This is a genomic window from Advenella incenata (assembly GCF_004217095.1).
GTDB classification, from domain to species: Bacteria; Pseudomonadota; Gammaproteobacteria; order Burkholderiales; family Burkholderiaceae_B; genus Advenella; species Advenella incenata.
This window is the reverse complement of sequence record NZ_SHKO01000002.1, coordinates 136,369-162,101: the sequence shown is the minus strand read 5'-3', so window position 1 is coordinate 162,101 and position 25,733 is coordinate 136,369. Positions and strand designations below refer to the sequence as shown.

Genomic DNA, 25,733 nt, shown 5'->3' with positions numbered 1-25,733 from the left:
ACAGTCCTCATGACATGCCAAATGGCGTCAGGCTGGATGGATGGATAGATAGGCCCGTCAAGCAGGCCTGTGGTATCAGCCTTGCTCCGTGAGTAAGGCGTCAAACTCGTTCAGGTCTGCAAAACGGATGTGTCTGCGCACGCCCAGCTTGCTGGAATCGACCACCAGATAACGTCGTTTTGCGCGCTGCATGGCGCGGCGCTTGATGTCTTTTTCATGCAGATTCCAGCAACTGACGCCGGTATGATCATCTACGCCCCCGGCCGACATAAAGGCCGTGTCAAAACTGAGCTGATCCAGAGCATTGAGCGCTTCCTGGCCGGAAAAAGAATCGGAAGACGGCATGTAGGTGCCGCCAAGCACAATCAGGCGCACAGCGGGCTTGTCTTTGAGAATTTCGGCCGTATTCAATGAATAACAGACCACAGTCACGGCCAAACCCTCAGGAATCAGCCTGGCCAGATGCAGCAGCGTGGTTCCGCAATCGATAAAAATAACATCATGCGGTTCGATTAACGCCAGCGCTTTTTGCGATGCACGTTTTTTTGACTGGGCAAAATGATCTTTTTCCTGGGCTACCGAATACTGAGCTGCGTTCTGAAGCGAATGCGCCGATACGATATGACCGCCCAGATAAGACAGATTGCCCTTGTGGCGCGCCAGATCCCGTCGCACCGTCATTTCAGAGACGCCCAGCAAGGCGGCGGCGTCCCGTAGTCGCAATGACCCCGACTGCTGCAGCGCCTGCTCCAGCTTGTGTAAACGCTCTGCTGGCGTCATTACCTGTTCCTGCCGTTAAATTGGAATATTATAAACTGTGGTGCCCTCAGGCGCTGCACCCACTCATGCCGCGCACGTGCTTATATCCCCGCTGCGGCCCTTGCGCAACGCGCTGCCGCCAGATCCCAGGCGGCGCAGCCGACGGTCTTGAACATGATGGGACGGGAATAGTCGATATCGCTTTCAATGGCTTGGGCCAGGGTGGTCACCTCGCTCCAGTCCTTTTTCGCCTGAATGTAATCGCCGGCTTCATGCTGTGCCCCGACCAGGTCGTCGACATAGCACACGCTGTTCATTACCGTTTCCGCTGCGACTTCCACCATGTGCGATCGAAAAGCGCCCACGCCGATAATCAGGCGTCCGGCCAGCGGTGGCGCATGATAAACCGGTTCAACAGCCGTGGTCAGCGTAATGACCGCGTCAAACTGTTCCGGCAACTGGTTCAGATCGGTCACTTGCAAGCGAAGGCCGAGGGCTGCGTGGCGTTCACAAAAGGCCTGTGCCTTTGCCCAAGATTGCTCGCGTGCGGCAATATGCACCGTGGCTTCAGGATACAGCTCGGCTATGGCCTGCACGTGCCCATCGGCCTGGCTCCCGGCACCAATGATCACAATGGTGCGCGGCTCATGTTCCAGAAAAAGCTGCAAACCGGCCATGGACAGTGCTGCCGTACGCCTTGCCGTCACGGTGGGGCCGTCCAGGACGAACAGCGGGACACCGGTGGCGCTATCGAGCACCGATACCATGCCCTGTATGGTGGGCCGATCCTGCGCAGGATTGTCCGGCAGCAGCGAAATCAGTTTGTGCGCGCAAATGTCCTGGGCAGTGCACGGCATGGACAGCAGCACACCATCCTTGCTGCCAGGCACTGTCAGCACCTGGCGATCGGGGCTGTGGATCTGGCCTGCCGCGTATTGCACGGCGGCATCCAGAATATGCTGGCGCAACGGTCCGAAAGCGATCAACTGGCGCGTTTCTTCGGCACTGAACACACGTGGCACCGGACTACTCATTTACTTCTCCTGATTCTGCCTCGGGGCGCTGGGTCGCCATCCAGAGCACTTGTGCATCTTCCTGGCTGACGCTGATGCAGCGATGCCCCATACGGCTGTCAATGTAAAAACTGTCGCCCGGCCCCAGCGTTGCCTCGGAATAAAATTCCGTATGCAATTGGATCTGGCCACTGATCACATAAACGAATTCTTCGCCTTCATGGCGATTCCAGTCACTGAATGCGGTCAGGTCCCGGGCTGTAATTCTTGTGAGAAACGGCAATATCCGCTTGTGCGAGAGCTGCGAGCACAGCAGCAAATGCTCATAGTACCGCGTCTTGTGGACTTTTCCCTGTCCGGCGCGGTCTACCACGCAACGACCTGCCCCCATCGGTTCGCGAGCCGGCGTAAACAGCTCGGAGACATCCAGCGACAGGCCGATGGCCAGCTTCTGCAGCACATCGTAGGTGGGCGACATCAGCCCGTTCTCGATTTTCGAGAGCGTCGAGGCAGCAATGCCACAGGCCCGTCCGGCCTGCTCCAGCGTCAGGTCATTGGCCTGGCGCACGGCACGCAGACGCTGCATCAGCGGCGTTTCCTCGCGGGCAGCCATCCTAATGGCTTCCCAGATAAGCGTCGCGAATTTCCGGATTGGCCAGCAGCTCTGCGCCGGTGCCCGTCATCCTGATCTCTCCGGTCACCATGACATAAGCCCGATCGGCCAGCTTGAGCGCGTGGTTGGCATTTTGCTCAACCAGGAAAATGGTTTTACCGCTTTTGCCCAGTTCACGGAGCACCGAAAATATCTGGCGCACGATCAGCGGCGCCAGCCCCAGGCTGGGTTCGTCCAGCAAAATCATATCGGGCCGGCTCATGAGTGCGCGGGCGATGGCCAGCATCTGCTGCTCTCCGCCCGATAAGGTCCCGGCACGCTGATTGCGCCGCTCTTTCAGACGCGGAAACAAATCAAACATATGCTGCCGGTCTTCGTCCAGATGCGCGTCGCCAATGGGCAGGGTCCCGATCATGATATTCTCTTCCACGGTCATCTTCGGGAAGATGCGGCGGCCTTCCGGCACCTGGGCAATGCCCTGGGTGGCGATCTTGTGCGGCGGCAGCCGCAGCAGGTTATTGCCTTTGTACAGGATCTGCCCGGTGCGCGCCCGCGGCGTGCCGAAAATGGTCATGAGCAGCGTGCTTTTGCCGGCGCCATTGGCGCCGATCAGCGTGACAATTTCACCCGGATTGATATGCAGGGACACGTTTTTGAGTGCCTGAATCTGTCCGTAGTAGGAGCTCACATCCTTGATCTCAAGAATTGGGGTGTCTGCCATGCTTAGTCCTCCACTTCGGTGCCCAGATAGGCAGCGATCACCACGTCGGAATTGCGAATGTGTTCCGGCGTGCCGGCGTCGATCACCTTGCCCTGATCCATCACAATGATATGCTCGGAAATTTCCATGACCAGGCCCATGTCGTGCTCAATCAGCAGAACGGTCACGCCATGCTCGTTGCGCAGCTTGCGAATGAGCGCTGAAAGCTCCCGGGTTTCACGCGGATTCAGGCCAGCGGCCGGCTCATCCAGGCAGATGATTGCCGGATCGGTACACATGGCCCGCGCAATTTCCAGGCGGCGCTGGCGCCCATAAGAGAGTTCGCCGGCCAGCCGATTGGCGTCTTCGGACAAATTGACGATCTCGAGCCACTCGAAGGCGCGTGCCAGGCTGGCCTCTTCCTTGTCAGAAAAATCAGAAGTGACCAGCAGCCCGGAAAACAGGTTACGGTTCTGCTTGCGATGTTGCGCCACCAACAGGTTTTCCAGCACGGTCATATCCTTGAACAGACGGATATTCTGGAACGTGCGGGCGATACCGGCCCGGGCCACCAGATAGGAACCACCGGTCACCTTGCGGCTTAGCAGTTCGCCGATTTCCACTTTCCCGTCGGGCTGGGTCAGGTAGATATGTCCAGCCGAAACCGTATAAAAGCCGGTAATGCAATTAAAGACCGTGGTTTTGCCGGCGCCGTTGGGACCGATCAGCGCTGTAATCGATCCCCTGCGCACATCGAAACTGACATCATTGTTGGCAATAATGCCGCCGAATCGACGCGTCAGGTGCTGCACCGACAGTATGGCGTCCTCTTTGACGTCCTGAGCCATTATGCCACCTCGCTTTTTCTGAATACGGAACGTTTGGGTCGCAGCAGGCCGTTGGGCCGCCAGATCATCATCAGAATCATGAGCAGACCGAAAAGCAGCACGCGGTAACCGGCAAATTCACGCAGGAACTCAGGCAGCAGCGTGAGCGTAAAGGCGGCAATGATCACGCCGATGGACGACCCCATACCACCCAGAACCACGATGGACAGAATCAGCACCGACTCGAAAAAGTTGAACGACTGCGGACTGATAAAACCCTGTGCCGTGGCAAAAAACACGCCGGCCAGACCGCCGATCATCGCACCCAGCATGAAAGCGGACAACTTGACCGTCACGTGATTGATACCCAGCGAGCGGCAGGCGATTTCGTCTTCCCGCAAGGCTTCCCAGGATCGCCCAATGGGCATGACACGCAACTGCGTAAAAAAGCGCAGCGCAATCATGCTGATCACAAACAGCAGCAGATACACAAAGAGATAGCGGTAATCACTGCTGTATGGCAAGCCGAAAAAGTCGTGAAACGGCACCGCGTCACCACGCGCGCGCCGCACGAATTCCAGATTGAAAATGGTCGGGGCCGGAACCGATGCGCCATTGGGGCCGCCGGTGAAATTGATCCAGTTGACCAAAACCAGGCGGATAATTTCGCCAAAGCCCAGTGTCACAATGGCCAGATAATCCCCATGCATCTTGAGCACCGGGAACCCCAGCAGGCCGCCGCATAAGGCCGCCAGCAATGGCGCGAGAAACAGCGCGGACCAGAAACCGATACCCAGATACTCGGCGCCCAGCGCCAGAAAATAGGCGCCAACCGCATAAAACGCCACAAAGCCCAAGTCAAGCAGGCCGGCCAGCCCAACCACGATATTCAGACCCAGCCCCAGCAATACATACACCATGGCCAGGGTCAGGTTGTTGATCCAGCTTTTGCCGAACCAGCCGAAATAGAAGAACACCAGCGGCAACAGCAACCCTACCAGGAACAATACCGGTAACGCGCCCTTCCATGGGTGCTTCTTGCCGCGACGCTTCGGGATTCGCACACCCATGGCAATCATGACAAACAGCACCACCAGCACCAGCGCAATGCCGGCACCCCGGTAGATGATGCCGGACAGGCCCAGCGCCAGGAACACCGCCATCAGGCCGCCGCCCCAGAGCAGTATGCGTCTTAAGCGCTTGCCGCCATCGGCATATTCATCTTCCACCTCGACACCGTGTTCGGTCTTGATAAAATTCTGAATGAAATTCTGCCCGGTCTGCGTCTGCGCGCCCACCGACACGAAAAAGCGCACGAACGCGACAATCAGGCCGATAGCCACACCATTCAGAAAGAACGGACTGCGGAACCAGTCCAGCGTGAACGAGTACTGCTTGAGAACGAAATTGGTAATCGGACTGAATACCAGCATGGTCAAGATGCCGGCAACCACAGCGTCGCGCAATGAATGGCCAAAATCGATGGTTGAGGTTTGCGTGGTACTCATTACACTTTCTCCACGGCAGGCCGGCCCAGCAGGCCACTCGGTTTGAAGATCAGCACCAGCACCAGCACACTGAAGGAAAACACATCCTTGTAGTCGCTGCTCACGAAGCCGGCGAACAGCGATTCGAGCACACCCAGGATCAGGCCGCCCAGCATGGCGCCGGGCAACGAACCAATCCCGCCCAGCACAGCCGCGCTGAACGCCTTGATGCCCAGAATAAAGCCGATATGAAAATCGAAGGAACCGTAATTGAACGTGACCAGTTCGCCGGCCACCGCCGCCATCACGGAACCGATGACAAATACAGTTGAAATAATCCTGGTCGTGTTGATGCCCAGGATGGTCGCCATCTTGCGATCCTGCTCAACCGCCCGGCATTGCCTGCCCAGGCTGGTTTTCTGGATCACCCAGGTAAGGATCATCATGGCAATGAAGCTGACAACCACAATCAGCAGATCGATATAGCGAATCTGGAAGAAGCCGGTATCAGACCCGATGGTAAAGCCGCCCTGAATAACCGAGGGCACGCCCTGTACATAGGGCCCCTGGCTCACCTGCACATAGTTTTGCAACAGCAGGGATACACCAATGGCCGTAATCAGCGGGGCAAGGCGGTTGGTTGTACGCAGCGGACGGTACACGGTACGTTCAATATACCAGCCATACAGCCCGGTAATAAACATGGTGACCATCAGGGTAAGCAGCAAGGAAAGCGCCAGCGAATCTATGCCAAGAAATGTGAATACGGCAAATGCAATTGCAGTGATATAGGCACTGATCATGTAGATTTCGCCATGGGCGAAGTTGATCATGCCGATAATGCCATAAACCATGGTGTAGCCAATTGCAATCAAGCCGTAAATAGCGCCCAGCGTGACGCCATTTACCAATTGCTGGCCCAGAATATACCAATCCATGATTGTACCTTTTCAGGGTGAAGACAAAGGTCTGGTGTTTTGCGAAAAAACAGCCGTCGCTTCTTGGAAGTATTGATGCAACAAAAGCAGACGGCGCATGGTGATCTCTGATCTCATGCGCCGTCCCGTTCAGACCTTATTGCTTGTACTCTACGTACTTGCCTTCTTTGTTCCAGACATACAGAACGAAGTCGTTAGATTTGAGGTCACCCTTCTCATCCCAGCCTTTGTTACCCGTTACTGTAGGAACCGGGTTGGCCTTGAGCCAGTCGGCCAGCTTGGTGCCGTCTGTCTCGTCTTTGTTGGCTGTCAGCGCCGCTGCGACAGCCTGTACTGCAGCGTAGGAATACAGCGTAAAGCCCTCGGCATCGCTGCCGGATTTTTTCAGCTCATCGACCACACCTTTGGAGGCTGGGTCATTACGTGGGTCTTTCAGAAAGCTCATGTAAACACCTTCTGCATTCTGCACACCGCCCGCTGCAGTCACGAATGCCGGGTCGGCAATGCCATCATCGGAAATGAATGGCGTTTTCAGACCCTGCTGACGCATTTGCTTGACCAGCACACCAGCCTCGGCATACAGACCGCCGAAGAAAACTGCATCCACGTTGGCGCCCTTGATTTTTGTGACCAGCGCATTGTAGTCACGTTCGCCGCGTGTCACGCCATCTTCCAGTACCACTTCGATACCCAGTTTCTTGGCTGCATCGCGCGTGGCATTGGCCAGACCGACACCGTAAGTGTCTTTGTCATTGATGATCGCAACGCGCTTGACCTTGAGCACATCCTTCATGAATTTCGCATCGACTTCACCCTGTTGATCGTCACGTCCGCAAGTGCGCAGAATCGTTGACAGATCACGCTCTGTGACCTTGGGATTGGTGGATGCAGGAGTGATGTTCAGGATATTGGCCTCGTCATAAATTTCGGAAGCCGGGATAGTGCTGGACGAGCAGAAATGTCCGATCACGGCCGTCACTTTTTCCTGATCGACCAGGCGGTTGGCGGCGGCTACTGCCTGCTTGGGATCACATGCGTCATCAGCAGTAACCAGCTTGAGCTGCTTGCCGTTAACCCCGCCCTTGGCGTTGATGGCGTCAATGGCTGCCTGCGCCCCTGTCTGCAACTGCTTGCCAAAAGCAGCACTGCCCCCTGTCATGGGCGCACCCAGGCCGATTTTGATTTCATCTGCAGCCAGCGCCGGCGTCCCGAAGGCAGCGGTAAGCGCGGAGGCCAGAAAAACTCTCTTCAACATTTTATTCATGCTTTTCTCCTGATCGACGAGCATGGGTCTTGCACGAGGCAAAACCAATTATGAATATGCGACAGACACACGCCGGCCACACGACTTACCACCATTACCACACATTCTGCTCCACAATGGGCTGGTTGTTCAAAACACGTTCCCAGCTCATGCGTGAGAGGTCAAGACTGCGATACTTTCCAAATTCGATAAGCTCTGCAAGCCCGCGACCAACAGCGGGTGATTGTTGCATACCATGTCCGCTGAAACCATTAGCGTAAACCATATTTTCTACAGCCGGGTGGTAGCCCAGAATCACATTCTGATCGAATGTGTTGTAGTCATAATGGCCCGCCCATGCATGTTCGCAGCGCAAGGCCTCGAAGGCCGGAACGCGTGCGGCCAGAATCGGCCACAGTAGCTCGTCGAACAGTTCATGCTGAACGTCATAGTCAAAGCACTCGGGATCCTGATCCTGCGGGGGCTGTATGCCACCAATGAAGCCTTCACCCTCTGGATGAAAATAGGCGCCGCTCGGATCAATCACCATGGGACAGTCGGCAATTTTTTCAGGGCAGGTGAAATAGAAAACGCTGCGCTTGCGCGACTCTTGCGGCAAGACCACGCCCACCTGCGCCGAGAGCATCGCCGCCCCGGTGCCTGCAGCATTGACCAGCGTGGCGCAGGCAATATGCCGGCCGCTTTTGAGGGTCACGCCTGTCACGGTCCTGCCGGTTTTATTGATAGCCACCACTTCATCTTCAAGATAGGTCACGCCCTGGGCGATGGCCTTGCGTCGGAAGGCACGCATCATGCCATAGGCGTCCAGCCAGCCTTCGCCCGTCACGCCATAGGAGCCAAGCGCCAGGTCATCCACATTCAGCCACGGCCAGGTCGCTTTCAGTTCGGCAGGCGTTTTCAAAATGATATCGGCCCCCAGGCTGCGCTGCAGCGCATTGTTTTCACGCATGACCGTCTCGCCCCCCGGGCTGGAGAGATACAGATAGCCTTTTTCCTGGAAGCCCACGTCCGGACGCTCGCCATCGACGGCCAGTGTGTCTCCGAAGTGACGCAGGAACTCGGTGCCAAATTGCGAGAGCTGAATATTCTCCGGCGTTGAAAACTGGTGCCGAATAGAAGCGGCAGACAAGGCCGTTGCGCATTTCTGATAACTGGCATCTTTTTCAATGACCAGGATTGAACCGTCGAAGGAAGCCGATGCGCTCAGGAAATAGGCCAGCGAACTGCCCGTGGCTGCACCACCAACGATCACGACATCATATTGACTATTCACGCCGAATTTTCCGGGAAGAAGTTAAGACATCTATCTAAATTCTCATAAGAAAAAAAATTCGTCAATAAATTTTTTAAGTTTAAACGTAAATTTTTAACAGGTATTTTTTATTGTTATAAATCAATAACTTACATTGCCTTAAAATCGACCGATTCCTATGGAAAACCCTTATCAAAAAATAATTCCGACAGGAAATTTGTAATTATCACAACTGAAATAGACGCAATTTAACGCGGCATTTCGCTTTCCGGCATGACAGTAACAGAGGTTTTCAGGCTATGTGCACTGCTTCCGTACATCATGCCCCGAATTGGTGAGACATCGGAAAAGTCGCGCCCCCAGCACAGGGTGATGTGCTCCTGGTCGGGAAACACATTATTGGTCGGATCCGAATCGACCCAGCCATGGCCTGGAATATAGACCGACACCCAGGCATGCGAAGCATCGGCGCCAATCAGCCTGGGCTGACCGGCTGGCGGATGGGTCAGCAGGTAGCCGCTGACATAGCGCGCCGCCAGGCCGATGGCGCGCAGGCAGGAAATCATGAAATGCGCAAAGTCCTGGCATACGCCACGACGCTTCTCGAAGACTTCAAGCACAGGTGTGGAGATGGTGGTGGCCTGCGGATCAAAAACAAATTCGTTGAAGATCCGCGCTTGCAGCGCCGCCACCGCAGCCAGCACCGGCATGCCCGGACGAATGGCCTGGCGTGCCCACTGGGCAATGGCCGGCAGCAGCCGGATGTGATTCGATTCAAAGCGAAACTGGGTGGCTTCAAAATCATAAGGCAGATACGTCTTGCCCGACATATAACGTAAATGGTTCACGACCTCTTCCCAGGGCGGCGTGGTCTCGCTGTCGGGCAGCCGGCGCTGGGTCAGGCTGACCACGGAATGCGCGCGTACGGCCAGCCTGTTGTGATCGCCCATCAGGGTGAAATACTGCAGTGGATTGCCAAAGCAGTCCAGCAGAAAATCGATCTTGTCCGGACACGGATCGATATTGATAATGTGGGACTCGGGCCCCTGCCAGGGCAAAATGCGCGGAGATAGACGCAGTATCTGCCGTGACTGGGTCACCGGCGAGTAGTAATCGTATTCCGTGTCATGCTGGATGTGATAAGTCACCATTACAGGAACTCCTTGTTGGCCGTCTCAAGACCGGTATCGCTCGTGATGGTCTCGGTAACAAGAAAATACTGATGACTAATGCTATTGGCGAAAATGGACAGCGCATAAGAAATATCGGCGCATACACTGCCCAGTTGCTGGTAAATCTGCCCAGCAGCGGGCGTTCCCACGGCGAACCGCGCCAGATCAACCGCGTCCAGATCGCCTAGCGCCTTTTGCAGGATTTGTCTGCTTTGCGCTTCCTGGACATTGAATGCAGCGCTGTTGTCCAGCAGGCTCTGGCACAGGTAGCGCAGCGAATAAGGGTTGCTGCGGTCAAACACCAGCAGATACAGCACTGCCAGCATCTCTTCTTCGCGATGGTAGCGGGCGCGATAGGTCACGATGCTGTAGGCAATTTCCAGCAGAGACTCGAGCATAATGGTTTTGTCATGCTCGCTCTGCTTGAGAAAAAATCCCAGCGTGTCGCTCATGCGACCCAGCTTTTCGATCAGGCGGCCAAGCAACAAAAAGCTCCAGCCCTCGTCACGCGTCATCTGTTCATGCGTAAAGCCCGAGAGGATCGAGCAACTGGCGAACAGCTCCTGCATGCGCTGCTGCACCACGGTCAGATCCAGTTCGGCGGAGCCCAGATAGGCAGGCATGTAATTGACGACCCACCATACATCCAAAGACAGCTTTTCCCGTATATTGAACGCGCACTGATGCAGATAGTTCACATTGTTGGCCAGCGCGCCATTTAGCGATGAGGGCGTCAGTGACGCGCCCAACTGATGACGAATGAAATTGATGTCATAGGTATCGTCTGCGCCAATGGCTTGTGCCGACGGCACAGGCAACACATGCAGATGCGTACCCAGTTTGTACAACAGCGTGATCAGCGTTTCCTTCTCGGTCACGCGTTCGGTCAGGTTGCGGGTGATCGTGCGCAGCAGCAGTACCGACAACTCGGCGCGGATGCCATAACGCCCCATCCAGAACAGATTCTCGCCGATGCGAGCCGGGGTGGTCGTATGTGCCGCCAGCAATTGCTCAAGCGTCAGCGGCTTGGCTTCAAACGCATCCGGTACACTGCGCACCCGGGCGCGGTCAGGCGGTATGGTAACCACTGTCGGCACAGCCGGACGGCCCACTCGACAGACCCATAGATCCTTGTTGATCTGCCGGTTGCGCGAAGACAGTACCGGCGTATTGCTTTTGTCTTCGACCCGCACGACACCGCCGGGCATGACCTGATAGGAACCATCCGAGGTCAAGGTGGCAAAAACCCGCATGGTAAAGCGACGCATCTGCAACTGCTGCGATTCAAAATCAATTTCCGGAATGCGGGCCAGCGGCATCACCTCGTGCGCCACCAGCGAACGCGGACTGGTTTGCAGCCGCTGCAACAGTGCCTCACGCTGCGCCTGATTCACGTCAGGCACATATTGCGGGCTGGCGCGCATCGACGAAAAGCTGGATTTGAACATCAGCGAATCAAAGTGCTTGCGGGCATAATCCAGATTGGCCTCGTCACCGCACCACCAACTGCGGATCGAATCCATCAGCAAGGGTTCGCCGCGCAGATGCTGGCAGATGCCGGGTAAAAACTCCAGCATGCCTGCCGATTCGAGCACACCCGAGCCCAACGCATTGCATACCGTCACATTGCCTTTGCGGATAGCCTGCAACAAGCCTGGAATACCGGGATAGTCGCTGCCATACAGCTCCATCGGATCGCATTCGCTGTCTTCCAGGCGCCGCAGCACCACATGCACCCGCTGCAGACCCCGCAACGTCTTGAGGTACAGCAGATCGTTGCGTACAGTCAGGTCCAGGCTTTCGGTAATGGGCACACCCATTTGCCGGGCGAGGAAAACATGTTCGAAATACGCCGGGTGTTTGGGGCCGGGCGAGAGCAACACCGTGACCACGTTGCCGTCTTCGACCGACATGCTCGACAGCAGGGTGTGGCGCAGGGCGCGAAAATAATCGGTTTGCGGATGAACCCGCAACTGGTTGAACAGGGCCGGCAGTGCCGTACTCATGATCTGCCGGTTCTGCAGGGCATAGCCCGCACCCAGCGGTCCCTGGGTGCGATCCTTCAGCACCCGCCATTGTCCATTTTCATCGCGGGCAATATCGACTGCGTACATGTGAAGGTGATTTTCGTGCGCATCCAGGGTATTGATGCAAGGCCATAGAAAGCCCCGCTGCCCGAAAATGAGCGAGGGCGGAACCAGGCCCCGCCGAATCAGTTGCTGCGCGCCGTAAATATCGCGCAGCGTGTCGTTGATCACGGCCGCGCGCTGGGCCACCGCAAGCTCAATGAAGTCCCATTCCTGGGCAGAAATCACATATGGAATAACGCTGAGTGATTCCCAGGGCTCGGTGCTGCCGTCTTCACTGTAGGCGTTGTAGATACTGCCCCGGTTCTGGATGTTTTCGGAGATATACGCCAGAAAGCCCTTGAGATCATCGGGAGCCAGGTTCCTGAGCGCCGACAGCACATAATCCCACTCGGGCGCCAGGCGTCCGGCCTGGTCCCGCAGCTCGGAAAACGCTCCGTCCGGGGAAGGGCTCAGTAATTGATCAAGGGAAAAGTCCATGCAACCATTGATGATGACTTTACAATGGGTCATTGTACGCAATTTCGACCAGACGCCTACCATTGTGTCGACGAATCGGCGACAACGATGCACATGCGCCACACCCTTTGCCAATTGGGGCGCTGGCCAATACTGCGCCAGTAAATTGCACCCATGCGCGCGCCGGCACCTGGCGGTTCACCTGGCGCTGCGGGGCACCCGATGATGCTATTGAACCGGCTGCCACAGAAAATCGTCGGTGATGCCCTGCCCAATCACCTCCATTTTCTCCAGGTACCGGGTCAGCCAGTCGTGCAGACCCGCCTTGAAAATTTCATCGATCGTGGTGTAGCGCAGGTCCGCATCCAGCCTTCCCGCCAGGCGCAGCGTTTCGTCGGATTTGGCATTGCGCACTTTTTGCAAATGGGCCAACAGTTCGCGCGAGGAATGCGCCAGAGAATGCGGCATATCCGGGTGCAAAACAATCAGCTCGATCACCCGTTTGGGGTCGACGGTTTCGCGAAACACCTGACGATAGATTTCCAGACCGGAGAGCGAGCGCAGGACCGCGGTCCAGTGGTACAGCTGGGTGACCAGCTTGCGCTTGTCGTCGGCCGCATTTTCCAGGTAAAAGCGAATTTCCAGCATGCGCGCAGTATTATCGGCCCGCTCCAGATAGGTGCCCAGGCGCATGAAGTTGTATGTTTCGTTGCGCAGCATGGTGCCTTCCTGCGCGCCCAGCGTCTGCAGGGAACGGGTCTTGATCCACTCGAAGAACCGCGTCGGGTTACTGGTCAATATCGGCGTCTTGAGCAGTCGGTTTATCTCCAGCCAGGTAAAGTTGATGGTTTCCCATATTTCGGAGGTCACGGTACCCCGGATCGCCCTTGCGTTTTCCCGCGCCAGCCGGATGCATGAGGCGATGGACGAGGTGTAGTTCTTGCTGTTGACCACAAACTCAATCACCCGCTCTGCACTGATGGCGCCGCATTCGGCCTCGTATTGCTCCAGCGTTTCCAGCGTTGCCAGCACGCTGCGCCAGCTATAGTCCGAATGATCCTCGTCATTGGTCATGAGGGTCGTCTGGTAACAGACCTCCAGCAGGCGCACAGTATTTTCTGCCCGCTCCAGGTAACGGGACATCCAGTAAATATGATCAGCGGTACGACTTAACATGATTGTTCCTTATTTTCATTCGACGATAACGCGGTCTGCTGCGGCGCAATGGCGCACTCATGCAGACGGCATTGACCCGCTATGGGCCCGGCCGGCGCCCCTAGCCGCGCCGGTTGATGACCCAGGTATCCTTGGTGCCGCCCCCCTGCGACGAATTGACCACCAGCGACCCCTCTTTGAGCGCCACGCGAGTCAATCCGCCCGCCGTCATGCGGATCGTCTTGCCAGACAGCACGAACGGTCGCAGATCCACGTGGCGTGGGGCAATTCCGGCATCTACAAACGTCTGGCAGGTGGACAACGCCAGCGTGGGCTGGGCAATATACTTGGCCGGATCCTTTTTGATCAGTTGCTCGAATGTGGCCAGCTCATCCCGTGTCGCTGCCGGTCCGACCAGCATGCCGTAGCCGCCGGCGCCATGCGTTTCCTTGACTACCAGCTCCTTCAAATTGGCAAGCACATAGGCCTTGTCCTCTTCGTTGCGGCACATATAAGTGGGCACGTTGTTCAGCAGCGGCTTTTCGCCCAGATAGAAACGGATCATTTCCGTGACATACGGATAGACCGATTTGTCATCGGCAATGCCGGTGCCGATGGCATTGCACAGCGTCAGATTGCCCGCTTTGTAGGCCCGCATCAGGCCTGGCACGCCCAGCGCCGAATCCTTGCGAAACACCTCGGGATCCAAAAAGTCATCGTCCAGGCGGCGATACATCACATCGACACGCTGCGGCCCTTGCGTGGTTCTCATGTAGACATAATCGTCCTTGACGAACAGATCCTTGCCTTCGACCAGCTCCACGCCCATTTGCTGCGCAAGAAACGTATGCTCGAAGTATGCGGAGTTGTACATACCGGGAGTGAGCACGGCAATGGTCGGCTTGTCGATGCCTTCGGGCGCTGACTCGATCAGGGTTTCAAGCAGCAGATCCGGGTAATGTGCTATCGGCGTCACCTTGATTTTGCTGAAAAGATCCGGGAACAGCCGCATCATCATCTTGCGGTTCTCCAGCATATAGCTCACGCCGGAAGGCACCCGCAGGTTGTCTTCCAGGACGTACAGCTCGCCCTTGCCGGCACGCACGATGTCAATTCCCGCAATATGCGCATAGGTGCGATGCGGCACATCCAGACCGACCATCTCAGGGCGGTATTGTGTGTTATTGATGATCAGGTCGGCAGGGATGAGCCCGGCGCGAATCATGTCCTTGTCGTGATAGACATCATGCAGGAACATATTCAGGGCCCTGACGCGCTGCTCGACGCCGCGCTGCAGCGCGTTCCACTCTCTGAGCGGAAATACCCGGGGAATGATGTCAAACGGAATGGTCCGCTCCGTGCCATCGCCATCGCCCGATACCGAGAAGGTAATCCCCACCTGCTGAAACAGCGCCTCGGCTTCTTCGCGCTTGTTCAACAGCAAATCGGCTTCCTGTCGCTCCAGCCACTTGAGGTATTCTTCGTAGTGCTTGCGGGGGACCGGCTTCTTTTTCGCCTCTTCCAGCCATATCTCATTATAAAACTTGGGAGCCATAAACCTGTTTCCTTTGTTAACTGATTGCGCAGGGTTGCCAAAGCAAAAGTGATGCCACTTTCGGGCTGCAGCTAGCGGGTGTGGCAGCGCCAGGGCAGTATTCGGTCACGACGAACAGGGAAAGTACGAATGGGACGACACCTCCGTTAATGTTAAATTTCCTTTAAGAAATTTTTTGACTTTAAGAAAGGATGGCAGTACGCTACACAATTGAAAATGCAATGTTGAACAAGCATTGCCTGTGCTATACGCACCCGGCCACTGCCAGCTCTGTCCGGCATTGTGCTGGCATTGGCCTACGTCAGTGGCAGCAATTCAAGTGTGATAGCACCTCCCGTTCAAAGCTGTGGCTAAAGCATGGGTTCAAGTACGGGTTAAAGCTCAGATTGCAGCAAATGTTGAAGCTCTGACCAAAGTTTGGTCAAACAGTATTGGTTGAAAATTTCATTCGCAATTATTTTTATGTTAACAATAGCATATAGGACAGAATCATCGTCAAGCTGCATTGCTTAAGGTTCGTTGGCAATTATTGACAGTTCAGGCTCACTCGCCTGTGTATCTGTTCTGCATGCCTATTGTTACCGTCATATATCCCGGTTCTGCCGGCAAACAAGGAAACCGAAAATGGATTCAGTCAAGGAATTATTCAGCGCGCTGGGCATCGCCCAGGAATCGGTCACCGGTGGCTCTCTGCCGGTTCACTCGCCGGTAGACGGTGCACGCATCGCCGATGTCAGAGAACACACGACACAGCAAACGAATCAGGCGATTGACCAGGCCGTCGCAGCCCAAAAGGCATGGCGCAATGTTCCGGCGCCACGCCGTGGCGAGCTGATCCGCCTACTGGGTGAAGAGCTGCGTGAACACAAGGCAGCCCTGGGTCGCCTGGTGTCGGTCGAAGCCGGCAAGATCACCGCCGAAGGCGAAGGCGAAGTGCAGGAAATGATCGACATTTGTGATTTCGCGGTCGGCCTCTCGCGCCAGTTGTATGGCTTGACCATCGCCTCGGAGCGCCCCGGTCACCGCATGATGGAAACCTGGCACCCGGTGGGCGTGGTCGGCGTGATCACCGCCTTCAATTTCCCGGTAGCCGTGTGGTCATGGAATACCGCTCTGGCGCTGGTATGCGGCAACGCGGTCATCTGGAAGCCCTCGGAGAAAACCCCGCTCACGGCACTGGCAACCCAGGCGCTGTTTGAGCGCGCCCTCAAGCGCTTTGGCGATGCGCCGGCTCATCTGGCCCAGGTGGTCATCGGTCAGCGCGATGTGGGCCAGGTGCTGGTAGACAGCCCCAAGGTTGCCCTGGTATCGGCCACCGGTTCGACCCGCATGGGTCGCGAAGTCGGGCCGCGTGTGGCAGCCCGTTTCGGTCGCAGCCTGCTGGAGCTGGGCGGCAACAATGCCATCATTGTCAGCCAGTCGGCCGATCTGGATCTGGCGGTGCGCGGCATTCTTTTTGGCGCTATCGGCACCTGCGGCCAGCGTTGCACGTCCACCCGCCGCATCATTGCGCATCGCGATGTGGTGCAGGAACTGACGGCCCGCCTGAAAAAAGCCTATGCATCGGCCACGATCGGTAGCCCGCTGGAAGCTGGCACGCTGGTCGGACCGCTGATTGATAAAGCCGCCTTCGAGGCCATGCAAAACGCGCTTGGCCAGGCCGCAGAACAGGGCGGCACCGTAACAGGGGGCGAACGCGCGCTGCAAGAGCGCTTCCCCAATGCATTCTATGTCCGGCCGGCACTTGTGGAAATGCCCGGGCAGACAGACGTCGTGCGTCACGAAACGTTCGCGCCCATTCTGTATATCATGAGCTATGACACGTTCGAAGAGGCCATCGAGATGCAGAATGACGTCCCGCAGGGTCTGTCTTCTGCTGTCTTCACCACAGACCTGCGCGAGGCAGAGCAGTTCATGTCTGCCTCGGGCTCCGATTGCGGTATTGCAAACGTGAATATCGGAACTTCCGGTGCAGAAATCGGCGGCGCCTTCGGCGGTGAAAAAGAAACCGGCGGCGGTCGTGAGTCGGGGTCTGACGCATGGAAAGCCTATATGCGTCGCGCCACCAATACCGTGAACTATTCACGCGAACTGCCGCTGGCGCAGGGTATCCGCTTCGGCGAAGACTGAGCACCAGCGCATACGATGGCCAATGAGAAACTGCATCGCTAACATCCGGGCTTAAAACCCGGTTTTCGGCGATGCAGCTTCATGCCATGTATGCCATAGGCAATAAGTGTCCCACTGCCCTGCCCGCTATATGCTGATGTCTTGCTGTAGCTTTTTCTGCTGTTGTCAATGGGCCGGCTGCTGAATCTGTCTGACCGTTACGCCGTCCAAACGTTACGTTTACCGCGAGCACTTTTATGGCATTTACCTTCCGCTTTGCCGAACCCTTTGCACAGGTCAAGGGCTCGCCCATTCGTGAACTGTTCCGCTACCTGTCACAACCGGGCATGATTTCCTTTGCGGGTGGCTACCCGGCGCCGGAGCTGTTCGACGAGGCTGGTCTGCAGACCTCATTACTTGCAGTGGCCCACAATCTAGGCACAACGTTGTCCTATGGTGCGACAGAAGGCTGGCCCGCACTGCGTGAGTCCTTTGCTCGCCTGACAACAGCGCGCGCAATACCTACCCAGGCCGAGCAATTGATTGTCACCAGTGGCTCTCAACAGGGTTTTGATCTGCTGTTGCGCGCCTTTATCCAGCCCGGCGATACGGTGGTCGTGGAACGCCCCACCTACCCTGCCGCCCTGCAGGGGTTGCGCCTGGCCGGCGCGCACATTGTCACGATTGGCAGCGACACTCAGGGCCCCGATCTGGCAGAGCTGGCCGCAGTGTTCAAGCAACATCAGCCTAAACTGCTTTACCTGGTACCCACCTTTGCGAATCCGACCGGTGCCACCATTGACCTGCAGGGCCGGCGACGCTTGCTGGACCTGCTTGCCGGCACGTCCTGTGTCCTGATTGAAGACGACCCCTATGGCCAGTTGCGTTTTAGCGGAGCGCCGGTTCCAACGCTTGCTCAGTTGGCTCACGATACGCCCGTGGCCGACCAGGTCGTGTATTTGTCCAGCCTTTCAAAAACCATCGCCCCGGGCCTGCGCCTGGGCTGGATGCGGGCGCATGCCGATATTCTGCGCAGGTGTGTCCTGGCCAAACAGGTTGATGACCTGTGCTCGGCGCCCTATTTGCAGGCCGTGGCTGCCCATTATCTGGATTCGGGCCGTTATGAGACTCACCTGCCGAATATCGCCGCCTCCTATGGCGAACGCGCTCGCCTCATGATTGCGTCGCTACGTCAGCACTTTGGCGACAATCTGACCCTGCTTGAGCCCGAAGGCGGCATGTTCCTTTGGGGACGTCTGCATGACGGCCTGGATGCCGCCTCGCTGCTGCCGCTGGCCATACAGGAAAACGTGATGTTTGTTCCGGGCAGCGCTTTTTATGCAGCGCAACCGGATCCACAGGCCTTCAGACTGAGTTTTACCATGAGTACACCGGAGCAGATTGTTCAGGGGTGCGAACGCCTGTTTCGCGCCACGCAGCGACTTGCACAGGGCGAAACCGCCGGCCAATAGGGGTGCGCAGGCAGGGGCTGGCCGTGGCTTTGCAGGCTCGCAGTCACGACCTTGAGGCTGCCTGATCGGCCTACTCGGCTTGCCCTGCCGGATCGCTCTTAGCCGGATCGGCCATGCCTGAGCGCGCCGGCGTCAAACGCTTGCCCGTGCTATCGGTAGCTTGCGGGCCCGGCGCGGCATCGCCACCTTCAACGAGCGGGTCCTGCAACGATGCCGGATCCCTATCAAGATTAGCGTCGTGATCGGCATCCGGCGTTGCCTGCAGCGTCCCGGACAGTCGATGCACATCAACCTCGGTGGTGACCGGCTGCAATGCCGGGATGGTCTTGGCAGCCTTGGCCGACAGGCTCTGGAAACGGTCTACCTTGCCAGTCAGCCCTTGATTGCCCGCGAAACTGCGCACGACGGCATTGTAATGCGTGCTCAGCGTGCCGATTGTGCCGCCCAGTTTGCCCAGGTGCTCGGCAACGCGGGCCACCTGGTTGTACACATCGCTGGCGCGTTCGCCGATAGCCTGCGCCTGCTCATTGCTGTCGGCCATCATCCACAAATACGACACAGTGCGCAGAATCGGCATCAATGTCGTATGTGATACCAGAATGACGCCGCGCTCATACCCATACTGAAAAATATTCTGGGCATGACGCAGGGCCTCGATATAGGCGCCTTCTATCGGCATGAACATCAGGACAAAGCCCGGGCTTTTCATGCCGGCCAGCGCGGTATAGTCCTTGGCAGAAAGCTGGTCAATATGCGTGCGCACCGCCCGCAGATGCGCGTCCAGAAACGTCTGTCGCGCCGGCTCTTCGGTGGCATTCACGGCCTGTTCGTAGGACACCAGCGACACCTTGCTATCGAGCACGATCTTCTTGCCATCTGGCAAAAAGACGATGAAATCCGGGTAGTTGGCGCGGCCGTCCTCGCTGCGAAACAGCACCTGCGTATCAAAATGAGCACCCTTGTGCAGCCCGGCCGCTTCCAGCGCGCTTTCCAGCTGCATTTCCCCCCAATTGCCCAGAGCCTTTTTATCACCCTTGAGCGCACGCGCCAGCGCCTGTGCATCATGAGTCATTTTCATGCCCATGTCCATCAACTGGCCGATCTGTGAGCGCAGCATGCTGTGTCCCTGCAGCGATTGATCGTGCACTTCGTTGACCCGCGTCTGAAACCGGTCGATCTGTTCGCGCAGCGGTTGCAGCAGCCCTTCGATGGACTGGCGGCTGTTGCGCGAGAAGGTCTGTTCCTTTTCCTCGAAGATGCGGGTCGCCAGATTGCGGAACTCGGTGCCCAGTTGCTCGCGGGATGCGTCAAACTGTGCCCGCATGGCTTCCAGACTCTGCGCCTTGTAGGCGTAATCGGCCTGTAGGGAAATATGCTGTTTTTCAAGTGTATTGCGCGCCGCTTCCAGCTCATGCACTTGTGCTTCGAACTGTGCCAGCCTGTCGCTGTGTTGCTCGTTCTGCTGCCGCGCATGGCTCACGTCGCTGCGCGCGGCCGCCAGCAGAGCAGCGAGCTCATCCTTCTGCGTATCCAGTTCTCGATATTGCATCTGCAATTGTTCATAGCGCTGTTGCTCCTGCTCGTGCAGCCGGTCCCGCTCGGCCAGCAGATCCTCCAGGCCGGCTGCCCGCGCCCGCGCAGTGGCAAGCCGATAGTTCATGAACAGGGCGCACAAGAGCACGCCCGCGATGGCGCCAGCGGCAACCAGGATCCACAGCAGAGGCAACGCCTGCAGGGCGGCGACCACTTCATTCATGCGCGCACTCCGACTGCGACCATGGGCAATAGCGCCTGACCGCGACAGCAGGCGCACGGCACCTGCTCACGTTTGAAGCATGAACGACAGACAGAGCGGACAAACACATAACGACAGAACCCCGGAAAGCTGCCCGACAATCTGGGCATGTCCTGCATTCTAGCGCAAACGCACAACAGCCGCACCCGGCCCAGAGGCTATGCTATGGCCCTGAAGGTCCGCAACGCGGGTGGAACGCAGGGTTTGCGCGCCTGGCGCCCGTTGAATCTGCCGCCGCTACCTTGCAAGGGCAGACGGGGCCGACTACGGTTCCTTGTCGCCAATGAACGCTGACACGCCTGTTGGCATACCCTGCCTTTGCGTTGCGGCAACGCCTGCGCCGGAGTCTGCACTCCGGGCTTTTGTTGCCGCTGATTCTGTTTCCCTTGCTACAGTTGCCGGCGTTGCATCTGATCGGCGATGTATTCGGCCTGGCGAATGGCCAGCGAGACAATCGTTAACGTGGGGTTCTCTGTTGCGCCGGAGGTGAACTGGCTACCGTCGGAAATAAACAGATTGGCAATGTCATGCGTTTGCCCGTGTTTATTGCAAACGCCATCTTCGGGCCGGGCGCTCATCCGACAGGTGCCCAGGTTGTGCGTAGAGGGGAACGGCGTCGAGCGAAACGTCTTGCGGGCGCCTGCCGCTTCGTACAGGGCAACCGCCTGGCCGAATGCATGCTCGCGCATCGCCTGATCGTTGGGGTGATCATCAAAATGCACATTCGGCACAGGCAGACCATACTGGTCTTTCTGGTCATGATTCAGGGTAATGCGATTGGTTTCACGCGGCATGTCTTCGCCCACGATCCACAACCCCGCTGTTCGTGTATAGGCATCCATGTACGACGCAAAGTCGCTGCCCCAGCCGCCGGGGTTAAAAAACGCGGCATAAAACGGCAGGCCAAGCGCGATGGTTTCCAGTTCATATCCGCCAACAAAACCACGCTTGTCATTATGTCCGGCCTCATCCTGTACGATGCCGGCCATGGTGGTGCCGCGGTAAAAGTGAACCGGCTCGTCAAACACCGCATAGACCGTGCCGGTCGTGTGTCGCAGGTAATTGCGCCCGACCTGGCCGGAACTGTTGGCCAGCCCATCGGGAAATTTCGACGAGGCCGACAGCAGCAACAAGCGTGGCGTTTCAATGGAATTGCCGGCGACACAAACAACGCGGGCAGACTGGCGCTGCTCGTTGCCGTCCTTGTCAAAATACACCACGCCATTCACCTTGCCTTGCGCATCGTGCTCAATGCGCGCCACATGACACTCGGTGCGCAGTTCCAGTTTGCCGGTTTTTTCTGCCTTGGGAATTTCGGTATATAGTGTTGACCACTTGGCGCCCATCTTGCAGCCCTGAAAACAGAACCCTTGCTGGACACAGGCGCCGCGACCATCACGGGCCCGACTGTTGATGGCCATGTGCCCGGTGCTGACTTTTTTATAGCCCAGGCGGGTCGCGCCGTTGTACATGATCTTGAAGTTATTGTTGCCGGGCAGGCCGGGAATGCCGTTAGTGCGCGTTACCCCCATTTTGTCTTCGGCTCGCGCATAATAGGGCTCCATATCCTTGAGCGTGATGGGCCAATCGAGCAAGTTGGCATCCTTCAGTTGCCCATAATGGGTCCGCGCCTTGAACTCATGCTCCTGGAACCGCAGGGAGGCGCCCGCCCAGTGCGTGGTGGTGCCGCCTACCGTCTTGCAGATCCAGGCAGGCAAATTGGGAAAATCCTTGGCAATGCGCCAGGTGCCGGATGTCGTGCGCTTGTCCAGCCAGGCCAACTGGCTGAACGACTTCCATTCATCCTGAACAAACGATGCTGTACTTTGCCGTGCGCCGGCTTCCAGCAACACAACGCTGATTCCCTTTTGACATAATTCATTGGCCAGCGTGCCACCGCCTGCGCCCGAGCCGATAATGACAACAACTCTGTCGTCCTTGTGATCAAAACTTGTCATAATGCTTATCTCCTTAGTCCTGCCTGTCTCTGTCTGTTAGCGCCGGTGCGCTTTATGATTGCATGGAAGGGCTGGCGCTCTGGGGCGGGTCGGGCAGCCACTTCAGATCATCAAAGCCACGTGCCAGATAGCCGCCTTTGCTCCAGACTTCCCCCTCGTAGCCAAAGTGACGGTAGGCCATATCGTTGTCGTATATGGATGTGATGCATTGGCCTCGTACCGCCTGAAAGAACGGATCGGCTTGCATTTTCTGCAACAGCGCCGTTTGTTTATCCAGCGCAAGACTTGAGAAAGCGCCTGCCGCCTGCTGGTTAAGTTTTGCCACGCCGTCGGCCACCAGCGTGGCCTGCGCGCTATCGCTCATTTGTGCGTCCATGTCCTTGACCAGCAAGGCGTAAACCGCATCGGGCAGATCCTTGTGCGGATACAGCGCCTTGCCCATTGCCAGCAGCGTCTCGGCCTGTACCTGGTCCAGGTGCTTGGTTTCCAGCGCCCAGGCACGCGACGGTGCAAAGACGGCCAGCGTGGAGCCGGCGGCCAGCACCCCCGTTAGCACCGCAGCGCCGCGCAGAAATTCGCGCCGGGTCAGGGCGCCATTGGGACTTGTTTTTCTTAATAGGATCGGTGTATCCATTATTCCTCCGGGTAGCATTCGCATTGATCCGAAGCACAACCGAAGGCTGATGCCAGGGCCTGCTTCGTTTAGTTATGCAAACATTATGTGCTTTACCGATAGGCCCGGGTAATACCCATTTACTACATGGCTAGAGGAAAACCCCAATGCCCCTTATAATTTTCAGAATACAGATGGGCAATCAGGCAGCCCAGCACCTCTGTCAGGCCAGGACAAGGCCATGGCAAGCCCACAGGACGCGGGTACATACCAGAAGGACCTAATCGGAGAATAACGGGTTGCAAAGCGATACTGGTGCCGGGCTAGATTGTTTAGCGGCAGTGGCCCACGGGCGCGATCAACGTCGCCGTTGGGGAAACGCGATCAGCCAACCAGCGCAATTTTCTCGGCATGGGCCATCTTCAGCGGAGGACAGGGGGTCACGGCTGCCGGCTCTGCGCCAGTCGTGGCGTAGCGCACAGCCTGGTAGCGCATACAGGTAACGCGCAGAAAAGAGGTAAAGTTCGTGGCTTCGCCGCGATAGGCGTAGACCTCATCGTAAAGCGTGGCAATGAGTTGATTGGTGGTCGTGCCATCGCGGCGCGCCAGTTCCGCCAGCACTTCCCAGAACATGTTTTCCAGCTTGATGCTGGTTACCACTTTGGCGATGCGTACCGAGCGACTGCGGCACTCGTACATGATGGGATCAGTGTGAGAATAAATGCTGCACATTAATGTCTCCTGCTGCAGACGGCCGACTGGCAGGGCCGGTACAAAACCCGGTCTTGCCTGCGTACCGGATGGAATATGGCATCCGCAATATACGCAGTGGCGCTGCAATTGTTATGGACCTGACCACGGTCATCCGTGTGATTATATAGTACCACTTTAGCAGAACCGTCAGCCGGGCAAGGCACGACCGCCTGCCCGAGCATCGAAACCGCCGCTATCCATGCGCTACTGATAGTGCCCGTGCCGTTGCAGGACTTCGATTTTATAGCCGTCCGGGTCCAAGATAAAAAAGAACTGGGCCAGCAAGGTGTCGCCATCTTGGAAACGCTTGATCTCCAGGGGGGACAGGCCTGCCTGCACAAGACGCACATGTTCGGCCTCCAGGTCATCTACACAGATCGCCACGTGACCATAGCCATCGCCATGCGAGTACGGTTCCTGGCGGCCCTTGTTCCAGGTCAGTTCGATCTCCATATCGTTTTCTGCGTTTCGCAGGTACGACAGCGTAAAGTCCGGGAAATCCAGCTCATGCGCCGGCTCCAGACCGAAAGCGGTTTTGTAGAATGCCTTGGATGCTGCCAGATCAAGACAGCGCAACATGACGTGTATGACTTTAGCCAAATCGTGGTCCCCCTGTAACCTTATATAAACCGATGCGCAAGCCCGGCGTTGATGCCGCAGTTGTCGCGGTCCTTTGATTATGCAGGAGAGTAACCGGGCGGGGGTAATAGCGGATTACTACAGCGCTCCGACGGCGCGCACACGCGCGTACATAGACAGGCGTGCCAAGCTCGCCTGTCGCCAGATACCCGGCGTTGCGGGTATCCGTCGAGGCTAAAGAGACAGAAGCTAAAGAAACCGAAACGACAGGGACCGCAGCTGCAGATGTCCGATGCTGACATCATCAGCAGACATTGAGGCTGCATGCGCCGGATCTGCCACCGCTGCAGCCTGCTTCTCAGGCTTGCGAAGCGCCGTTATCAGAATGCAGGTACGATCGCGCCCTTGTATTTCTCTTCGATGAATTTTTTCACATCATCCGTCTGCAGCGCCTTGATCAGCTTCTCGATTGCAGCAGACTTGGCTTTGTCTTCCGTAGTAGCCACCAGATTGGCGTAAGGCGAGTCGGCGCCTTCAATAAACAGGGCGTCTTTGGTCGGATTCAGGCCCGCTTCCAGCGCATAGTTGGTGTTGATCAGCGCCAGATCCACGTCATCGAGCACACGTGGCAATGTGGCTGCTTCCAGTTCCTTGAACTCCAGGTTCTTGGGGTTTTCTGTTACATCCCTTGCGGTGGCCAGCAGATTGGCGGGGTCTTTCAGTTTGATCAGGCCCTGCTTTTGCAGCAACAGCAAGGAGCGCGCGCCGTTGGATGGATCGTTAGGAATGGCAACGACTGCACCGTCCTTGATCTCGGAAGCATTTTTGATTTTCTTGGAGTAAGCGCCAAACGGCTCAACATGGACCAGGCCGACTGAAACCAGTTTGGTGCCCTTTTCCTTGTTGAAGGTGTCCAGATACGGCTTATGCTGGAAGAAGTTGGCATCCAGTTGCTTGTCGGCAACTTGCTGGTTGGGCTGCACGTAGTCGGTAAATACCTTGACGGTCAGGTCAACCCCTTCCTTGGCCAGCGCAGGCTTGATATGCTCTAGCAGCTCGGCGTGCGGTACCGGCGTAGCGGCCACAGTCAATTTTTCATTGGCCACGGCTGACAGGCTGAACAGGGAACTGGCCACTAGCAGGCCACCCAGAATGTGTTTTAAGTTCATTTGC

Annotated in this window: 21 protein-coding genes; 2 read left to right on the top strand and 19 right to left on the bottom strand. The window is 57.0% G+C overall.

The genetic code is table 11. The features are described 5' to 3' along the window. Window positions 1-75: 75 nt before the first annotated feature. The 13 genes from EV681_RS11960 to EV681_RS11900 all read right to left on the bottom strand — a co-directional run bounded on the left by EV681_RS11960 (window position 76) and on the right by EV681_RS11900 (window position 15,281). Window positions 76-780: a DeoR/GlpR family DNA-binding transcription regulator gene (locus EV681_RS11960; protein WP_130304140.1), complete on the bottom strand. Its 705-nt coding sequence runs from the start codon at window positions 778-780 to the stop codon at window positions 76-78. Window positions 781-860: 80 nt separating this feature from the next. Further along, entirely contained in the window at window positions 861-1,793 is a 933-nt protein-coding gene (locus EV681_RS11955; protein WP_128393250.1) for a delta(1)-pyrroline-2-carboxylate reductase family protein, read from the bottom strand. Next, the gene (locus EV681_RS11950) at window positions 1,786-2,385 is read right to left on the bottom strand and encodes a helix-turn-helix domain-containing protein (RefSeq protein WP_128393251.1); all 600 of its coding nucleotides are present in this window, start codon (window positions 2,383-2,385) and stop codon (window positions 1,786-1,788) included. Before EV681_RS11950 ends, EV681_RS11955 begins: the two co-directional genes overlap by 8 nt. A gap of 1 nt (window position 2,386) precedes the next feature. Beyond that, window positions 2,387-3,106, bottom strand: coding sequence for an ABC transporter ATP-binding protein (locus EV681_RS11945; protein WP_128393252.1), 720 nt, complete (start codon window positions 3,104-3,106; stop codon window positions 2,387-2,389). Window positions 3,107-3,108: 2 nt separating this feature from the next. Further along, on the bottom strand, window positions 3,109-3,933 hold the full coding sequence (locus EV681_RS11940; RefSeq protein WP_130304139.1) for an ABC transporter ATP-binding protein: 825 nt from the start codon (window positions 3,931-3,933) through the stop codon (window positions 3,109-3,111). After that, window positions 3,933-5,420: a high-affinity branched-chain amino acid ABC transporter permease LivM gene (gene livM, locus EV681_RS11935; RefSeq protein WP_128393254.1), complete on the bottom strand. Its 1,488-nt coding sequence runs from the start codon at window positions 5,418-5,420 to the stop codon at window positions 3,933-3,935. Before livM ends, EV681_RS11940 begins: the two co-directional genes overlap by 1 nt. Beyond that, window positions 5,420-6,337, bottom strand: coding sequence for an ABC transporter permease subunit (locus tag EV681_RS11930; RefSeq protein ID WP_128393255.1), 918 nt, complete (start codon window positions 6,335-6,337; stop codon window positions 5,420-5,422). Before EV681_RS11930 ends, livM begins: the two co-directional genes overlap by 1 nt. A 136-nt stretch (window positions 6,338-6,473) precedes the next feature. Continuing rightward, window positions 6,474-7,601 carry a branched-chain amino acid ABC transporter substrate-binding protein gene (locus tag EV681_RS11925; protein ID WP_128393256.1) on the bottom strand — a complete coding sequence of 376 codons (1,128 nt, stop codon included), beginning with the start codon at window positions 7,599-7,601 and terminating at the stop codon, window positions 6,474-6,476. Window positions 7,602-7,695: 94 nt separating this feature from the next. Beyond that, window positions 7,696-8,874 (bottom strand): NAD(P)/FAD-dependent oxidoreductase, encoded by a 1,179-nt coding sequence (locus EV681_RS11920; RefSeq protein WP_130304138.1) that lies wholly within the window; start codon window positions 8,872-8,874, stop codon window positions 7,696-7,698. A gap of 227 nt (window positions 8,875-9,101) precedes the next feature. Continuing rightward, on the bottom strand, window positions 9,102-10,004 hold the full coding sequence (locus tag EV681_RS11915) for a transglutaminase family protein (protein ID WP_128393258.1): 903 nt from the start codon (window positions 10,002-10,004) through the stop codon (window positions 9,102-9,104). Further along, on the bottom strand, window positions 10,004-12,592 hold the full coding sequence (locus EV681_RS11910) for a circularly permuted type 2 ATP-grasp protein (RefSeq protein ID WP_165393041.1): 2,589 nt from the start codon (window positions 12,590-12,592) through the stop codon (window positions 10,004-10,006). Before EV681_RS11910 ends, EV681_RS11915 begins: the two co-directional genes overlap by 1 nt. 207 nt (window positions 12,593-12,799) lie before the next feature. Then, the gene (locus EV681_RS11905) at window positions 12,800-13,747 is read right to left on the bottom strand and encodes an alpha-E domain-containing protein (RefSeq protein ID WP_130304136.1); all 948 of its coding nucleotides are present in this window, start codon (window positions 13,745-13,747) and stop codon (window positions 12,800-12,802) included. A gap of 100 nt (window positions 13,748-13,847) precedes the next feature. Further along, window positions 13,848-15,281 (bottom strand): circularly permuted type 2 ATP-grasp protein, encoded by a 1,434-nt coding sequence (locus tag EV681_RS11900; RefSeq protein ID WP_130304135.1) that lies wholly within the window; start codon window positions 15,279-15,281, stop codon window positions 13,848-13,850. 624 nt (window positions 15,282-15,905) lie between these two features. Between EV681_RS11900 and amaB the strand changes: the two genes are divergently transcribed. Then, complete coding sequence (gene amaB / locus EV681_RS11895) at window positions 15,906-17,411, top strand: L-piperidine-6-carboxylate dehydrogenase (RefSeq protein ID WP_128393262.1); 1,506 nt, start codon at window positions 15,906-15,908, stop codon at window positions 17,409-17,411. Between the two features lie 236 nt (window positions 17,412-17,647). After that, window positions 17,648-18,862 (top strand): aminotransferase-like domain-containing protein, encoded by a 1,215-nt coding sequence (locus tag EV681_RS11890; protein WP_130304134.1) that lies wholly within the window; start codon window positions 17,648-17,650, stop codon window positions 18,860-18,862. A 70-nt stretch (window positions 18,863-18,932) separates the two neighbouring features. On the opposite strand, the gene EV681_RS11885 is transcribed toward EV681_RS11890, so the two are convergent. The 6 genes from EV681_RS11885 to EV681_RS11860 all read right to left on the bottom strand — a co-directional run bounded on the left by EV681_RS11885 (window position 18,933) and on the right by EV681_RS11860 (window position 25,729). Beyond that, a complete protein-coding gene (locus EV681_RS11885) occupies window positions 18,933-20,618 on the bottom strand; it encodes a DNA recombination protein RmuC (RefSeq protein WP_130304133.1) in 1,686 nt (561 codons plus the stop codon). 428 nt (window positions 20,619-21,046) lie between these two features. Further along, window positions 21,047-22,615: a GMC family oxidoreductase gene (locus EV681_RS11880; protein ID WP_130304132.1), complete on the bottom strand. Its 1,569-nt coding sequence runs from the start codon at window positions 22,613-22,615 to the stop codon at window positions 21,047-21,049. 52 nt (window positions 22,616-22,667) lie between these two features. Then, entirely contained in the window at window positions 22,668-23,249 is a 582-nt protein-coding gene (locus tag EV681_RS11875) for a gluconate 2-dehydrogenase subunit 3 family protein (RefSeq protein ID WP_128393266.1), read from the bottom strand. 363 nt (window positions 23,250-23,612) lie between these two features. Beyond that, entirely contained in the window at window positions 23,613-23,960 is a 348-nt protein-coding gene (locus tag EV681_RS11870; protein WP_128393267.1) for a ribbon-helix-helix domain-containing protein, read from the bottom strand. A gap of 225 nt (window positions 23,961-24,185) precedes the next feature. Further along, window positions 24,186-24,581: a VOC family protein gene (locus EV681_RS11865; protein WP_130304131.1), complete on the bottom strand. Its 396-nt coding sequence runs from the start codon at window positions 24,579-24,581 to the stop codon at window positions 24,186-24,188. Between the two features lie 359 nt (window positions 24,582-24,940). Beyond that, window positions 24,941-25,729 (bottom strand): MetQ/NlpA family ABC transporter substrate-binding protein, encoded by a 789-nt coding sequence (locus tag EV681_RS11860; RefSeq protein ID WP_128393269.1) that lies wholly within the window; start codon window positions 25,727-25,729, stop codon window positions 24,941-24,943. Window positions 25,730-25,733 lie beyond the last annotated feature (4 nt).

Coding starts and splice junctions, on each gene's coding strand:
- EV681_RS11900 (WP_130304135.1), bottom strand. CDS start 15,281: ATGGCTCCCAAGTTTTATAATGAGATATGGCTGGAAGAGGCGAAAAAG.
- EV681_RS11915 (WP_128393258.1), bottom strand. CDS start 10,004: ATGGTGACTTATCACATCCAGCATGACACGGAATACGATTACTACTCG.
- EV681_RS11875 (WP_128393266.1), bottom strand. CDS start 23,249: ATGGATACACCGATCCTATTAAGAAAAACAAGTCCCAATGGCGCCCTG.
- EV681_RS11860 (WP_128393269.1), bottom strand. CDS start 25,729: ATGAACTTAAAACACATTCTGGGTGGCCTGCTAGTGGCCAGTTCCCTG.
- EV681_RS11930 (WP_128393255.1), bottom strand. CDS start 6,337: ATGGATTGGTATATTCTGGGCCAGCAATTGGTAAATGGCGTCACGCTG.
- EV681_RS11925 (WP_128393256.1), bottom strand. CDS start 7,601: ATGAATAAAATGTTGAAGAGAGTTTTTCTGGCCTCCGCGCTTACCGCT.
- EV681_RS11950 (WP_128393251.1), bottom strand. CDS start 2,385: ATGGCTGCCCGCGAGGAAACGCCGCTGATGCAGCGTCTGCGTGCCGTG.
- EV681_RS11955 (WP_128393250.1), bottom strand. CDS start 1,793: ATGAGTAGTCCGGTGCCACGTGTGTTCAGTGCCGAAGAAACGCGCCAG.
- livM (WP_128393254.1), bottom strand. CDS start 5,420: ATGAGTACCACGCAAACCTCAACCATCGATTTTGGCCATTCATTGCGC.
- EV681_RS11945 (WP_128393252.1), bottom strand. CDS start 3,106: ATGGCAGACACCCCAATTCTTGAGATCAAGGATGTGAGCTCCTACTAC.
- EV681_RS11870 (WP_128393267.1), bottom strand. CDS start 23,960: ATGTGCAGCATTTATTCTCACACTGATCCCATCATGTACGAGTGCCGC.
- EV681_RS11880 (WP_130304132.1), bottom strand. CDS start 22,615: ATGACAAGTTTTGATCACAAGGACGACAGAGTTGTTGTCATTATCGGC.
- EV681_RS11890 (WP_130304134.1), top strand. CDS start 17,648: ATGGCATTTACCTTCCGCTTTGCCGAACCCTTTGCACAGGTCAAGGGC.
- amaB (WP_128393262.1), top strand. CDS start 15,906: ATGGATTCAGTCAAGGAATTATTCAGCGCGCTGGGCATCGCCCAGGAA.
- EV681_RS11940 (WP_130304139.1), bottom strand. CDS start 3,933: ATGGCTCAGGACGTCAAAGAGGACGCCATACTGTCGGTGCAGCACCTG.
- EV681_RS11960 (WP_130304140.1), bottom strand. CDS start 780: ATGACGCCAGCAGAGCGTTTACACAAGCTGGAGCAGGCGCTGCAGCAG.
- EV681_RS11910 (WP_165393041.1), bottom strand. CDS start 12,592: ATGGACTTTTCCCTTGATCAATTACTGAGCCCTTCCCCGGACGGAGCG.
- EV681_RS11905 (WP_130304136.1), bottom strand. CDS start 13,747: ATGTTAAGTCGTACCGCTGATCATATTTACTGGATGTCCCGTTACCTG.
- EV681_RS11885 (WP_130304133.1), bottom strand. CDS start 20,618: ATGAATGAAGTGGTCGCCGCCCTGCAGGCGTTGCCTCTGCTGTGGATC.